The sequence below is a fragment of the Ruminococcus sp. genome, from assembly GCF_016283395.1.
Window position 1 is genome coordinate 96356 of record NZ_JAEEMU010000036.1, and the last position, 14523, is coordinate 110878.

Annotated in this window: 10 protein-coding genes and 1 other annotated feature; of the genes, 5 read left to right on the top strand and 5 right to left on the bottom strand. The window is 42.2% G+C overall.

Translation table 11 applies throughout. The features are described from left to right. Window positions 1-402: 402 nt before the first annotated feature. From QZZ41_RS05420 to QZZ41_RS05435, 4 genes are all read left to right on the top strand, one after another. Window positions 403-3942, top strand: coding sequence for a CotH kinase family protein (locus QZZ41_RS05420; RefSeq protein ID WP_295069235.1), 3540 nt, complete (start codon window positions 403-405; stop codon window positions 3940-3942). Between the two features lie 246 nt (window positions 3943-4188). Beyond that, window positions 4189-4563, top strand: a complete 375-nt coding sequence (locus QZZ41_RS05425) for a GntR family transcriptional regulator (RefSeq protein ID WP_295069238.1) — start codon at window positions 4189-4191, stop codon at window positions 4561-4563. Next, a complete protein-coding gene (locus QZZ41_RS05430; protein ID WP_295069241.1) occupies window positions 4563-5495 on the top strand; it encodes an ABC transporter ATP-binding protein in 933 nt (310 codons plus the stop codon). Before QZZ41_RS05425 ends, QZZ41_RS05430 begins: the two co-directional genes overlap by 1 nt. After that, complete coding sequence (locus tag QZZ41_RS05435) at window positions 5464-7803, top strand: hypothetical protein (protein ID WP_295069244.1); 2340 nt, start codon at window positions 5464-5466, stop codon at window positions 7801-7803. Before QZZ41_RS05430 ends, QZZ41_RS05435 begins: the two co-directional genes overlap by 32 nt. 71 nt (window positions 7804-7874) lie before the next feature. On the opposite strand, the gene QZZ41_RS05440 is transcribed toward QZZ41_RS05435, so the two are convergent. Next, window positions 7875-8801 carry a DUF4846 domain-containing protein gene (locus QZZ41_RS05440; RefSeq protein WP_295069247.1) on the bottom strand — a complete coding sequence of 309 codons (927 nt, stop codon included), beginning with the start codon at window positions 8799-8801 and terminating at the stop codon, window positions 7875-7877. A 169-nt stretch (window positions 8802-8970) separates the two neighbouring features. Further along, window positions 8971-9215: a binding site (T-box leader), on the top strand. A gap of 49 nt (window positions 9216-9264) precedes the next feature. Here QZZ41_RS05440 and QZZ41_RS05445 point away from each other — a divergent pair. Continuing rightward, a complete protein-coding gene (locus QZZ41_RS05445) occupies window positions 9265-11613 on the top strand; it encodes an AMP-binding protein (RefSeq protein WP_295069250.1) in 2349 nt (782 codons plus the stop codon). Between the two features lie 386 nt (window positions 11614-11999). On the opposite strand, the gene QZZ41_RS05450 is transcribed toward QZZ41_RS05445, so the two are convergent. From QZZ41_RS05450 to QZZ41_RS05465, 4 genes are read right to left on the bottom strand one after another with little or no spacing between them, the layout of a single operon-like run. After that, window positions 12000-12614 carry a hypothetical protein gene (locus tag QZZ41_RS05450; protein WP_295069253.1) on the bottom strand — a complete coding sequence of 205 codons (615 nt, stop codon included), beginning with the start codon at window positions 12612-12614 and terminating at the stop codon, window positions 12000-12002. Window positions 12615-12665: 51 nt separating this feature from the next. Continuing rightward, window positions 12666-13112 carry a DUF3021 family protein gene (locus QZZ41_RS05455; protein ID WP_295069256.1) on the bottom strand — a complete coding sequence of 149 codons (447 nt, stop codon included), beginning with the start codon at window positions 13110-13112 and terminating at the stop codon, window positions 12666-12668. Continuing rightward, the gene (locus QZZ41_RS05460; RefSeq protein WP_295069258.1) at window positions 13112-13561 is read right to left on the bottom strand and encodes a LytTR family DNA-binding domain-containing protein; all 450 of its coding nucleotides are present in this window, start codon (window positions 13559-13561) and stop codon (window positions 13112-13114) included. Before QZZ41_RS05460 ends, QZZ41_RS05455 begins: the two co-directional genes overlap by 1 nt. Before the next feature lie 57 nt (window positions 13562-13618). Then, complete coding sequence (locus tag QZZ41_RS05465) at window positions 13619-14392, bottom strand: MBL fold metallo-hydrolase (RefSeq protein ID WP_295069261.1); 774 nt, start codon at window positions 14390-14392, stop codon at window positions 13619-13621. Window positions 14393-14523: the final 131 nt, after the last annotated feature.

Consider the following 14523-nt stretch of genomic DNA (forward strand, 5'->3'; position numbering starts at 1 on the left):
TGACATTTTTATAACGTCTTAGCACTGCATGATATGACATAATATTTTTGAACGATCGTAAATTGTTTTATTTTACGCAGCTCGATAAGCTGTATAAAATGAGCAGAATATTACATTTCGCAATATTAATATAAAAATTCATTTAATTATTAGCTTTTTTATGCAAATAATACACAGTGACAATAAAAGGGACTTTTTTGCCCTGATTTTTTTACTTAAATCAGATAAGAAATTGCTGTACAAGGCTTGAAATAGCCTTATGCATATGCTATAATATTTACGTTGCTATTTTTTAGAAATATATTTGACAAATGACACAAAATATCATATAAATTTTTTTAAACACTGAATTGATTTGATAGCAACAACGAGGATAATTTTTTAGATGAGGTGGAGAAGTAAATGAAAACCAGAATGAAAAGTCGTAGTATTGCGGGAATACTATGTCTTGGTATGATGCTGCAATCAGCTTCATACCTTCCTGCAAGCGCTGATGCAAACGCACAGGTAACGTTCAACGAGGTCTGCTCAAAAAACACAACATATCGTGCAGCAGACGGGGGATGTTATGATTGGGTCGAGTTGTACAACAGCGGCAAGACAGAAGCTGATATTTCGGGATGGGGGCTTACAGACAAAGAAAAAGATCTGTACAAGTATGTATTTCCCGACGGCACAAAAATCCCAGCAGAGGGAAGATTGATTGTTTTCTGTGACAGTGATGCGGCAGTAAACAACAGCAGTATCGCTCCATTTGGCCTTTCAGCATCGGGCGAAACTCTTTTACTGTCAGATCCAAGCGGAAATTCGGTCAGCACAATTACATTCGGTTCTCTTGCAGAGAACACATCATTCGGTCAATATCCTGAGGGAAGCGGGCAGTTCTACACATTAAGCTGTACTCCTGACCAGAAAAATAAAGAACCCGAGGGATCAAATGCTGTACATGCACCTTCTTTCTCACATGACAGCGGTTTTTATGACAGCAGTTTTAAACTTACACTTACAGCCGATGAGGGCTGTGACATTTACTATACAACAGACGGCAGTGATCCTGTATACGGCTCTGAAAAGTATACCGAGCCGCTTACTATCAATGATATGACAGATACAAAGAACCGTCTTAGCTCACGTACGGATATAGTTCCAAACGGTACAGATGCACCACGCGGAAATGTTGATAAAGCAGCTGTTATAAGAGCTGTTGCCGTTGACAGTCAGGGACGTGCAAGTGAGTATATCACAAAGACCTATCTGATAGGCAAGACAAATTCAGGCTACTACAAGAATATGAAGGTCGTATCTCTCGTTACAGACCCTGCCAATCTCTTTGACCGCGACAAGGGTATATATTGTCTTGGCAGAGTTTTTGACGAGAATAAGAACAATGGTGCAAGGAATCCTTGGGAATTCCGTGCAAATTACAGCATGAAGGGCAAGGAATGGGAACGTCCTGCAAGCTTCACTATGTTTGAAAACGGCGAAAAGGTGATCGAGCAGAATGTTGGTATACGTATCAAAGGCGCTTTTTCAAGATCACTCGCTCAGAAGAGTTTCAACGTTTATACACGCCAGGAATACGGTGCAGCTGAATTTGACTACGATTTCTTCTCCGGTAAGGCTGTAAAAGCCAAAAACGGCAAGTCAATCAAGAAATTTGATGGTATCGTACTCCGTAACGGCGGAAACGATAATTCTGGAGCTTTCTTCCGTGACAGCATCAACCAGAATCTTGTTACAGACAGGTCATTCGCTTATCAGGCAACGTCAGAATGTATCGTATTGCTCGACGGCGAATTCTGGGGTATTTATCAGATACTCGAAAAGAACAGCACAAGCTATCTCAGCGATCATTACGGAGTAAAGAAAAGTGATATTGCTGTTGTAAAGAACGGCGGTCTTGAGGAAGGCACCGATAAGGATCTTAGCGATTGGCGCAATTTATGCAACGCAGCTGCAAACGGTAATATGTCTTATGAAGAATTCTGCGATAAAGTCGATATACAGAGCTTCATAGACTATTTTGCAGCTCAGATATACTGGGCAAACGCAGACTGGCCTCAGAACAACTTCAGTGCATGGCGCTCAAGAGTTGTTGATGAGACAAATCCGTATTCAGACGGCAAATGGAGAATGATGCTCTTTGATACAGAATCAGGACAGGGACTCTACGGTACTGAGGACAAATCCTATTCCGCAGACTGCTTCAGACGTATCCGCGAAAGCAACAGCCAGCTTGCAAGAGTATTCAACGGACTTCTTAATTATGAACGCTTCAGACATAAGTTCGCAAGAACTATGATGGATCTTATTAATACCGACTTTGAACCTAACAGAGTCAAAGAAGTTATCAATAGTTACAGATACAAATACAAGCAGCAGGTTGCTGATACATTTGCACGTTTCCATTCGGGAAGCCTGTCAGGTTCAAATGGTGAAAGACGCTTTGAGGGTGATATGAACACTGTTACCGAGTTCTACACTCAGAGACCGGCGGTTGCAGAGCGTACTACAAAATCTGCTATGAGAATTTCTTCCGACACACGCAAGCTTACCATAGTCAATTCTGCTGACAGCGGAAGTATATTGCTGAATTCTCTTGATCTCGGAAATGTAAGCAGCTGGAGCGGAAAATATCATTCAGATTACGATATATACATCAAGGCTCTTCCTGTTGAAGGACGTTCTTTCTCATATTGGAAGATAAACAATGCCCATATCACAAACGGAGATACTACTACCCAGTCTATCAAGATAAAGCTTGACGGCAACGCAACAGTAGAAGCTGTCTATAGAAACAGCAATGAGCCTGCACCTGTGATTGAAACTAAAACAACTACTACTCAGACAACGATCAAAACTACTACTTCAACTACTACGACAACAAAGCCTGTAGTGACACCTTCCAAGAGTGAAGTGAAGTATCAGGTGTTCAATGAAGGACTCACATGGGAGGACGCAAAGTCATACTGTGAGAGTTTAGGCGGTCACCTCGCTGTAATTACATCCGAGAGTGAGCAGGCTGAAGTATTAAAGGCTATCAACGCCCAGTCTTCATCAAAGCCGTTTTACTGGTTAGGCGCAAGCCGCGGTGATGACGGTAACTTCAGTTGGGTAACAGGAGAAAAGCTTAGCTATACCAGCTGGGAAAAAGGAAAACCCGATAATTACGGAGGCCGTGAGCATTATATGATCCTAATGAAGGATAATGGAAAATGGGATGATAATGAGCTTACAGGCTGGGCAAATAATATTGATAACATGGGATTTGTCTGCGAATGGGATTCAGTTTCCGTGCCTTCACAGACAAATAACGGAAAAACAAACACAACTACTTCAAATTTCTCATTCAAGTCCGGAATTATTTCACTCAGCAAGGTAATACAGGCTGAGGCATTCGATATAAAGTCAGGTATCGACACAGAAAACTGCTCTGAGGGCGGTCTTGACGTAGCATATACCGAGAATAATGACTATATCGGATTCAAGAGTGTTGACCTTACGGGCGTTAAGAACATTGACTTCCGTATCGGTTCAAACGGTGCAAGAGCACAGCTTGAGATACGCGTTGATGATCCTAACGGCAATGTCATAGGCAGAATGGATATCAAGAGCTCAGGCGGCTGGCAGAACTGGAACACTCAGGCTTGCTCGATACAGGAGACCAACGGCAAGCACGATATCTACTTCAAGTTTGTTGGCGGAGACGGTTATCTCTACAATATCAACTGGTGGAGAACAGACAAGCGTGATGAGAATTACGCTCTCGGCGACCTTAACGGAGACGGAACAGTTGATATCTATGACCTTTGCAGCATGAAAAAAGCAATTGTAAACGGTGATGTGAAGAATTTCAGTGCAGCAGACATGAACGGTGATGATGTTATCAACGAAGCTGATCTTGAACTGCTCAGAAACTTCATCAAGGGCGACTGCAAGTGATACGTCCTTAATAAAAGCCGCAAGGCAATATTATATAAGCTTGCTTCTGAATAAAATATAGTAAGCCAAACACCTGTCTTTAGCAGTTATCTGCTTTAGGCAGGTGTTTGGTTTATAGGGGGATTTTTTGAGCTTTAAAAAAATTTTTTGAAAAAGCTATTGACAAATGAAAAATAAGGTGGTAATATATAGGTGTAATAACTGTACTATTCGACATAGTACACGTGATACAGAAAGGAGATGCCTATGTTTTCTGTTGACCTGACAAGCAGGACTCCGATATACGAGCAGATATATCAGAAGATAGTCGGGCTTATTCTCAGCGGTGTGCTTACCGAGAATGAACAGCTCCCCAGTGTAAGAAGTCTTGCAAAGTCCACAGGTGTTAATCCTAATACAGTTGCCAAAGCTTATCAGGAGCTTGAACGGAACAGAGTTATATACTCTGTCCCGGGTAGAGGAAGCTTCATATCCGCACAGAATTTTGATGAATTTCGTAAAAAAGCGTTGACGGATTTTGATAATGCAGTAAATGAAGCTTTCAATAAGGGAATATCTCCTGAGGATCTGAAAGTAAGGATAGAAACACTGTATATTTCTTACGGAAAGGAGCAAGAATAATGATAGAACTAAAAAATACAGTAAAAAAATTCGACGGCTTTACAGCTCTTGATGAAGTTGACCTGCGCATCGAAAAAGGAACTGCCTTTGGTCTGCTCGGCTCCAACGGTGCAGGAAAATCCACTATACTACGTCTTGTTTCGGGTATTTATTCAGCGGATTCGGGAGAGGTGCTCGTTGACGGAGAAAGCGTTTATGATAATGTAGATGCAAAGCAGAAGATATTTTTCATAAATGACGAGACCGTTCAGTTCGGAAGCTTTACACTTAAAAAGCTGAAAAACTATTATAAGGATTTCTACCCGTCTTTTTCGGAGGAGATCTTTGAATCGCTGCGCAAAAAGACAGGACTCCCACTCGACAAGAAGATAAACACCTTTTCAAAGGGCATGAAGCGTCAGGCAATAGTAATAATAGGGCTTGCCTGCCGTACCGATTATCTTCTGCTTGATGAAGCGTTTGACGGACTTGATCCCACTATGCGTATTATTGTCAAGAAAATGCTTGTCGATGCAATGCTTGACCGTCAGCTGACAACAATAATCTCTTCTCATAACCTCAAAGAGATAAACGAGGTATGCGACACAGCTGCACTTCTTCACAATGGAAAGATAGTATTCTCCCGTGATATAGATGATATAAAGGGCAGCATACATAAGATACAGGTGGTATTCAACAAGAATGAAGACGGCTCTGTGGTCAATTATACAGAGGAGGATTTTGTTCAGGAGGGTATCGAGATACTTCACTATGAGCAGAGCCAGAGTATATGCTTCATAATCGCAAAGGGTGACATTGATGCTATAAAGGCATCTCTGCTTTCAAAGCACCCGATGCTCACAGAGGTCATACCGCTCACACTTGAAGAAATATTTATCTATGAACTGGAGGTGCTCGGCTATGACAGCAGCGACAACAACGACGGCGAATAAAAAGAAAGGAATGTTCGCTCTGCGCTTCAAAAGCAAGTTCTCTGAGGATATGAAGCTGTTTATCACAAACCTTGTATTTCAGCTTCTATGTCTCCCTGTTGTTGTGGGAGTCTTTCTGAGAGAGCTGTATTTTGAAAACAATAAAATTGACGGTGATGATTCGGTATTAGCACTGTTTATAATGATAGCCGCCATCGCGTTGTGCCTGAGTGTCGCAATGGGAATTGTGATACCTATGATGAATTTCCGATATCTTTACAACAAATCCCTTGTTGACATGAACTATTCACTGCCACTCAGCAACCGTCAGCGTTTCTTTGCGGATTTCTTTGCAGGACTTGCAACATATATAATCCCTGTTTGTATCGGAGTTATCATAGCAGGAGCAGAACTGCTCATAGGCTCATGTTTCGTTGAAATAAAGGAACTGTCTGATTTGATCTGCACGGCAACACAGCTGGGATCGATTGTGGTCGCAGGAATGATAATGCTTTATACCCTGTCGGTATTCGCAATAACCTTTGCAGGCAGTACGTTTGAAGCTATTTTCAGTATCGCAGCCGTAAATATAATGATACCCACATTTATTTACTTTACATGGATGAACATTGTAAATGCCGCACATTTCGGACTCAACGGCAATTCTATCACAAGGAACTATACTTTCTTTACAACAAGTCCCATAGGCGTTTTTGGGTATATAATATATGCCGATGACAAGGGCATTTTTGCCGGACGAGGTGACAGTTCTTCGTTTACCGATACACTGGTAAATTCCATGTATCTGAATTTTATGGTAAGGGCACTTTTGTTCATGGCTGTGCTTGTTTTAGTGACATTTCTTTTATATAAGCACCGCAAGGCAGAGGACGTTTCAAAGCCCTATGTTTACAAGGCATTTTATTACATTATAATGTCCGTTGCAGTTTACTGCGTTTTCTCAATGATAAATATGATGAACATTTCAGGCGGATTTATTGCAGCCATTGTCATAAGCGGCATAATCTGGTTCGTTATGGAAGTCATCAGCAGAAGAGGCTTCAAACGCTTCTGGACTGCTGTTGTAAGCTTTGCGGCAGCAAGTGCGGCAGTTATGTGTATTATCAAGGTGATCGACCTGACCGACGGACTGGGCAGAGCAAAGGTGATACCTTCGAAGTCATCTGTCATTGATGTAGAGATAGATATATGGGGAGACAGCGATGCATTAAGAGAGAACAGAACATTCCATGACGAAAAGCTGATAAAAGATGTGATGAAGCTCAATAAGGAGCTTGTTGACCGTCATTTTGAACCCGATAAGTATGAGTATGAAATGTCAGGGCTTAACGTATCAAACTATTGGGAAGATGTAGCAGCAGCGTCCACTATCGGCAATTCAAAGGATCCCATGTACCGTTTTGACGAGGTCACAATAAGAATGACATATTATACAAGAAGCGGTTCTGCGATCATCAGACAGTATACTATCCCGACAGAGATGCTCACGGAATTATACTGTGATATGTATACAAGTGAAGAGTACGCCAAGCAGGTATCGGGAGAGATATTCCGCAATAGTCTGAGATCTTATTCAAATAATTTTGATTATATGGAAAATCCCGAAGATGCAGAATATTGCTTATTCTATTTCAGAGACAAGCTTGGAGCTTCACAGTCCAAACAGTTTTCATTGGAAGAGGGAAAAGAACTTGCTGAGGCTCTGCGTAAGGACATGGCTTCGATGAGTGTTGAGGAGCTTAAAAACTCAGAGTTTTATTGCGAGCTTGAAGGACAGACTATCAATTCTGCCTGCGTAAATACTGTTAAGTTCTTTGAAGATCATAATGTCAAATACAAAAAGACTTCTGAGGAACTGGCAGAAGAAATAGATACTTATTCCAATTATCTCATGATAACAAGAAATATCGAGTATGTTTTCCCTATAGTGCTGATAAAAGGTGCGAACTATGAGAATTATTATGATCTGTACACGGACAATGATGCCAATTACGTAAAAAACTATTTAGGAAAGTATTATAAGCTTGACTCCATACTCAGTCTTAACACCAGAAGGCGATCAGGCAGTATGGGGTATAACGATAAGCATATTGAGATAGAGGATAAAAAAGCCATCGAAGCACTCTTTGATATAGCAGTTCCTGTAATTACAGGTGAAAAGGTACTGGCAGAGATCGGCTACAACGATGTTGCACTTTATATCAAGGACGAACCTGGCAATAGCGAGATAATCGAAAATGCAATAAACGCCATGAAGATATACACTAACAGCGGCGAGTATTCTTCAGATTATATCGAGTTCAGATAACCTCGATCTTCTTAAAAAAATATGAAAGAAGCCCCTTTTAAAGGGGCTTCTTTCAGTAAATGCTAATATTATTAAAATCCGTCTTTCCAGCGGCGTATCTCGTCTTTGCTGAACGGAAATGCCCCTGTTACAAATAGATCCTTTTTCAGATATTCCTGCGTAAACCATGGAGTCTCCTCTCTGCCCTCTGTCCTTGTCAGTATATGGAAGCATACGGCAGGGATAAAACTCTCTCCTATGAGATAGCATTTTTCACCTTTCTCATTTACCGCTTCATCGACTATCAGGACGACATGAGTATCATCGCATATGATATCTCCGACACGGATATCATCGGGTGATATCACTTCCGATTCTTTTTGCAGAGAGAGCGTACCTGCATAATTCATTACCTCCTTGAGGTAGTTCCTGTACTGCTGTTCGCTGTTATCGGGAAGTGCGGCAGGTATCTCACAGGAGAAATCGCCTAATACAAACATTCTCTTTCCTTTGCGCCAGCGGTTATAATCGCAGACATCACCGTTTGAAAACTGAAATGATATCTTGTCATACTGCTTGTTCTCATAAAAATAATCGCTGTAAAGTCTTATTATACTGTCAGCGCACTGCTGATATCCTTCATCGCCGAGACTTATATCAAATATCGCGGCAACGTATGAGTAATCCATTGTCGTTCCGTCATATACTGGGAGTTTCGTATTGTCGGGAAGAAGCGGATATTTACGCAGATACTCGGTGAAGCTTCCTTCCTTTGCAGGAACACGTTCATAGCCTTCGGGCGGAAGTATCCTTGTTTCAAGCGTTGTACCCGAGGGTTCGATGCACTGTATATCTGAGATCCTGTTTGCAGGCTCTATGGTAAGCTTTGCAGCCTTCCATTTAGGATTTACACGGAAATAAACAGCAGCAAGCAAGGCTGCGATAACGATCAGGAAAAAGACGATGCGAAAACGTTTTCTCCCTTTTGTTTTTTCCGAAATTACTTTTTCATTTCCCATAATTATCTCCTTACCGGTTTCTCCGCAGGACTTTTAAGCAGCAGAGATATATTTTTTTCTCTTTATAAAATATACCATAATTAAGCCCGAAAAACAAGCTTTTCAGGTAATATTCAAAAAAATTTCAGGATAGGTATTGACAAATGATTTTTTATGTGATATAATCCAAACATAAGCTATGAGGAAGACAAGCAAAGTATTGCCAATGTCTACAGAGAGCCGACGGGTGGTGCGAGTCGGTGATAAGCAGTGCTGTGTATCCCTTCTGAGCCGGAATGCTGAAATTTTTCAGTAAGCGTTCCCGTGAGTCTGCGTCAATGAATAGGGCTTGTTAGAGTCTGAAGTGGTGTTACGCAATAGCGGCACAATTTGAGTGGTACCGCGGGTAATCAAGTATTGATACTCGTCTCAAAGAAAAATCTTTGAGACGAGTTTTTATTTTATTAAAAAAGGAGCGATTATTATGAGCGAAACGACAAACTTGCAGAATGCAGAAATAAGGATCAAGGAGGTCGCTGAACGTATTTCACACCTGCGTGAAGACCTCGGTATTTCCGTTGAGGAAATGGCAGAAATAACTGATTACTCCGTAGAAGAATATAAAAAGCTTGAGTCCGGCGAACAGGACTTCAGCTTTACTTTCATATATAAATGCGCAAATAAATTCAATGTAGAGATCACAGATCTCATGGAGGGCAGCAGCCCTGAGCTGAGCGGCTACACCGTTACAAGAAAGGGTGAGGGAGTTCCGATCGTCCGCAGAAAGGGCTTTGCTTACAACCGCCTTGCATCAAAGTTCAAGAACAAGACTGTTGAACCTTTCCATGTTGTTATCCCTTATTCGGAAGAAGCACTTTCCGAGCCTCTCCACATGGCAAGCCATGCAGGTCAGGAAATGGATATAGTTCTCAAGGGCACACTTCGTATGACTGTTGGCTCACATACCGAGATACTCCACGAGGGAGACTGCATATACTATGACAGCTCTATGCCACATGATGAAGTTGCTCTCGGCGGCGAGGACTGCGAGATCTATGCATTTGTAATGGCTCCTCACGGCACAACAGGCATGACTGAGTACCGCGAGCACGTTGCTGAGCATCACCTTACAAATGTGGACAAAGCAGGTCTGCTTCACCCTGTTGCCGAGAAGTTTGTTAAGTGCGAGACCAATGAGGACGGCACACTCAGCGCTGTTAATTTTGAAAATCAGGATAAGTTCAACTTTGCATATGATATCGTTGATGCAATGGCTGAAAAATGTCCCGATAAGACAGCATTGATATATGTTGATGTTAACCACAACGAGCGCAGATTTACATTCAAGGATATCAAGAAATACTCATGTCAGACAGCCAACTATTTCAAATCACTGGGCATCAAGAAGGGCGACCGCGTAATGCTGGTATTAAAGCGTCATTACCAGTTCTGGTTCTCAATAATCGCACTTCACCGCATCGGTGCTCTTGTTATCCCTGCATCGAATATGCTCAAGGAGCACGATTTTGAATACCGTTTCAATTCAGCAGAGGTATCTGCTATCGTCTGCTCGGCTGACGGCGATATCACAAGCGAAGTCGATAAAGCCTGTGCTGTTTCTCCAACACTCAAAACCAAGATCATCGTTAACGGTCAGCGTGAGGGCTGGCACGATTTCAACGCAGAGCTTTCTGCATACAGCACTCACTTTGAGCGTACTGCCGAGACTCCATGCGGAACTGATCCTATGCTCATCTTCTTCAGCTCGGGTACATCGGGCAATCCTAAGCTGGTTCTCCACAGCTATCAGTACCCCCTTGGTCACTATGTTACTGCCCGTTACTGGCAGAATGCCGATCCTAACGGTCTGCACTTCACTATCTCTGATACAGGCTGGGGCAAGGCACTCTGGGGCAAACTCTACGGTCAGTGGATGTGCGAGGCTGCTGTATTCGTATATGACTTCGATCGTTTCCACGCAGATGATATACTTCCTATGTTCAAGAAGTACAACGTAACTTCATTCTGCGCACCTCCTACAATGTACCGTTTCTTCATCAAGGAAGACCTTTCAAAATACGATCTTTCATCACTTAAATATGCTTGTATCGCAGGTGAAGCTCTCAACCCTGAGGTATTCCACCAGTTCTACAAGGCAACAGGTATCAAGCTCATGGAAGGTTTCGGTCAGACTGAAACAACACTTACTATCGCAAACGTTGTCGGTATGGAGCCTAAGCCCGGAAGCATGGGTAAGCCTAATCCGCAGTACGATGTACAGGTGCTTCTCCCTGACGGCACTCCTGCAGGTGTTGGTGAAACAGGCGAGATCTGTGTAAAACTCAAGGACGCAAATGCTAAAGGTTACGGCGTTCCCGGTCTTGCACTGTGCTACTACGGTGACGAGGAAAACACAGCCGAGACATGGCGTGAGGGCTACTATCATACAGGCGATACTGCATGGGTAGACGAGGACGGATACTTCTGGTATGTCGGACGTGTTGATGATGTTATCAAGTCCTCGGGCTACCGTATCGGACCATTCGAGATCGAGAGCGTTCTCATGGAGCTCCCGTATGTGCTTGAATGTGCTGTTACAGGTGTTCCCGATGAAGTCCGCGGACAGGTAGTAAAGGCAACTATCGTGCTGACCAAGGGCACTACAGGTTCTGAGGAGCTTGTCAAGGAGATAAAGGAGTACGTCAAGAGCCGTACCGCACCTTACAAGTACCCTCGTGTTATCGAATTCGTTGAAGAATTGCCTAAGACAGTGGGCAGCGGAAAGATCCGCCGTGCTGCTATCCGTGAAATGGATAAGGCTAAATATCAGTAAGAAAAAAGCCCCTTTTCAAAAGGGGCTTTTTTATGCTTGTGAGGATAATGTTCGCTAAGGTGAATTGTCTTTTAACGCATTATATGTGATGAAATCAGGAATGGGATTCCAAAGGGACTGTGTTCCTTTGGCAGAGTCCAGAGGCAGAGCCTTTGGTCGCTGTTCCAAGTTTTCAGAGAACAGCGAAATAATACGAAGGCGCATCGCAAGGGGGGGATAAAAAAACAGTCCGGTGGACTGTTTTTGAAGAGGGTGACTCCCTGCTGTGCAGGGAGATGTCCGTAGGACAGAGGGGGCCGGACCCGATTAGGGTCGCCTTGTAAGAGAAGGCGTCCCTTACAATCACCCCAAACTTTTATATAAGCATATAACTTATGATTCGTTATTTAATTTATGTCATATTTCAGTGCGTTTTCGCCTGTGTTATAATATTTATGCCATGCAGATCGGTAGCACAGATATGCCTGATACAGTTTAACGTCTCCGTCAGGATCAATTTCGGGATTAGTTATCCAGAGGTTGCGTTTCCATTTATAGTTTGTGGCAACATCGTTGAGTCTGAACACCTTGCCTGAGAGCAGATAAAAAATGATCTGTGAACGGATTATCGGAGCAGTCGGATAGTTCGCATCAGCACGTTGAGTCAATATCGAATAAGGGTTGTTCTTTTCTTCCGTTCTGTCATAATAATGCCTGTACTTGGCATCAGCAATATCATCAAAGCGGATATTCCTGCGCCTTAGAAACATTCGTACTTTGATATGGTCGCTTTCGATGATTATTTTTGCACCGAATATTTTCTCGGCTATATACAACAATATTGATATTATCTCTACCGCGCCGCAAAGGATAAGTATTCCTAAGAATATCTTTGCAGGCAGCTCGTCAAATACCGTAAATCCGAAAAACACAAACAGTAATAATGTAACAGCGGCAACTCCCCATGGGATAATGATACCGTACAGGAAAGCTCTTGTTTCGTGTCTGATCTTAAATTTCATTTCAGTCACCTCAGCATAAAATATATCGAGCTGATCGGCGCATGATATTTATCATGCGTTTTCTTTTTTGTCCTGTTCTTCCTTAGAATAACGGTTTTTAAGCTGCTGATTCATCCATGCTGTATGCTTTCTTGCAACAAGATAATGAACACTGCAGGTAAAGAAGTATATAAATACAACTGCGATAAAAGTCAGGAATACAGAAAGCGGAGTTATCCTGCACCAACCGAACATTTTCAGCAGCATCACTGTAATGAAGAATATCAGCAGGAAATGAATGCCCCACAGTACCACCGAGACCTTGACACTTTTAGGATCAAAGCAAAGTAGTATGGCTGTTGGCAGAGCTGTGATAAAACCGCTGAAAAGTATCTGCCATAGTATGACGTTTTCCATTTGCTGTCCCGAGAATGTCAGATATACAGCCGCAGCTATTATTACAGCTGTAGTTATGTCCACAAAATAATGTAATAATGAGATAAAAAATTCCTTTATCATCATTCAACCTCCTCAATTCCGAGCTTTGCCTTCAGACTATGTACATATTGCCTTGAGATAAGGATCTTCTCACCGTTTTTCAGATGTGCTTCAAGCTTTCCGCTGAAAAGGGGAGAAAGAAACTCTATCTTTTCCATATTTACTATCATGGACTTTGAACAGCGTACGAAATCCAGCGGCTTGAAAAGCTCCTCAAGCTCATAAAGCTTATATTTTACCTCGTAGACATCTGAACGGCAATATGCAAAAACTCGGTTCTCATTGGATTCAAAATAGTAAACGTCCTGATAGTTCAGACGTGCTATCTTGTCATTCAGATATCCTGTGAGTTCTGTATTGACAGTCTTGAAAGAAAGCAGCATGGAAATAAGACGCTGATCGGGTGACGCGCACCTTACTATAACAACGTCCTCTTCGTCCGGCTGAGGGGATTCGATTATAATTTTCATGATCGGCCTCCGCTTTATTAGTATTTATAGTGCTGGGACAGTATTGTAAAATATCCGTCAGATCTCAAGTGAGCATCCGTGCGGGAGTTTATAGACTTTCGCACGTTTTTTCATGTGCTCCTCAAAATCTGATGTATCAATTTCAGAACTGAACGGTGGGAAAGTGTCATCGAAATGTGTGAGCAGAACGGCTTTCGGAGCAAGCTTGCCGCAGATATCCGATGCAAGCTCACATATATTCTTTGCGCCCTGATACGGGAAAAATGCGAGATCGACACCTTTCGGGTAATCTATATCATCTGCAAGAGCAAGGCTGCCGAGTATAAGGATACGCTTGCCGTATACTTCAACAACATAGCACAGTGTCTCCTTTTTTTCAAGGCATGAGGTTATCTTTTTAAGCTTTCCCGTAATGCCTTTCAGGTTACGTATGACACGGCTGCTGCATACAGCTTTCAGAACATCCCACGCATTTAACCTGATATGTTTGCCTTTGTAGGCAGTAATATGAAAATCACCCACTCTAAAGGAAGAGCCTGCTGTTATAAGTTTAAGATTTTCTTTTTTTACGCCCTTTTTGCAAAGGGTATGGTACGGTGCTTTCGTGCAGTAAACAACGGTATCTTTTTTTACGATATCACTGATACTGCTGATATGGTCAAAATGTCCATGAGAAATAAGGATATGGCTGCAATCATCATAGGCATTTGCAGCTACCTTTATCCTGCTGTCGGGAAACGGAAAAAAAGGATCTATCAGGAGCTGTGAGCTGCCCGCAGTAATTCTTACGGAAGCTGTACCGTACCATGTGATATTGATTTTTTCATTCATAAGCAAGCTCCTTTGCTGTATCGTTGATATGATTTTATCATAAAAGATGACAAAATTCAATCATTCACACAGCTTATTTCAAACCATATATATGATAACACATATCAAAAGCAGCTGTCAATGCAACTTAC

What these genes read in the sequence shown, in the direction of transcription:
- QZZ41_RS05455 (WP_295069256.1), bottom strand. Translation starts at nt 13,112, where the DNA reads ATGATAAAGGAATTTTTTATCTCATTATTACATTATTTTGTGGACATA.
- QZZ41_RS05420 (WP_295069235.1), top strand. Translation starts at nt 403, where the DNA reads ATGAAAACCAGAATGAAAAGTCGTAGTATTGCGGGAATACTATGTCTT.
- QZZ41_RS05425 (WP_295069238.1), top strand. Translation starts at nt 4,189, where the DNA reads ATGTTTTCTGTTGACCTGACAAGCAGGACTCCGATATACGAGCAGATA.
- QZZ41_RS05445 (WP_295069250.1), top strand. Translation starts at nt 9,265, where the DNA reads ATGAGCGAAACGACAAACTTGCAGAATGCAGAAATAAGGATCAAGGAG.
- QZZ41_RS05450 (WP_295069253.1), bottom strand. Translation starts at nt 12,614, where the DNA reads ATGAAATTTAAGATCAGACACGAAACAAGAGCTTTCCTGTACGGTATC.
- QZZ41_RS05465 (WP_295069261.1), bottom strand. Translation starts at nt 14,392, where the DNA reads ATGAATGAAAAAATCAATATCACATGGTACGGTACAGCTTCCGTAAGA.
- QZZ41_RS05460 (WP_295069258.1), bottom strand. Translation starts at nt 13,561, where the DNA reads ATGAAAATTATAATCGAATCCCCTCAGCCGGACGAAGAGGACGTTGTT.
- QZZ41_RS05435 (WP_295069244.1), top strand. Translation starts at nt 5,464, where the DNA reads ATGACAGCAGCGACAACAACGACGGCGAATAAAAAGAAAGGAATGTTC.
- QZZ41_RS05430 (WP_295069241.1), top strand. Translation starts at nt 4,563, where the DNA reads ATGATAGAACTAAAAAATACAGTAAAAAAATTCGACGGCTTTACAGCT.
- QZZ41_RS05440 (WP_295069247.1), bottom strand. Translation starts at nt 8,801, where the DNA reads ATGGGAAATGAAAAAGTAATTTCGGAAAAAACAAAAGGGAGAAAACGT.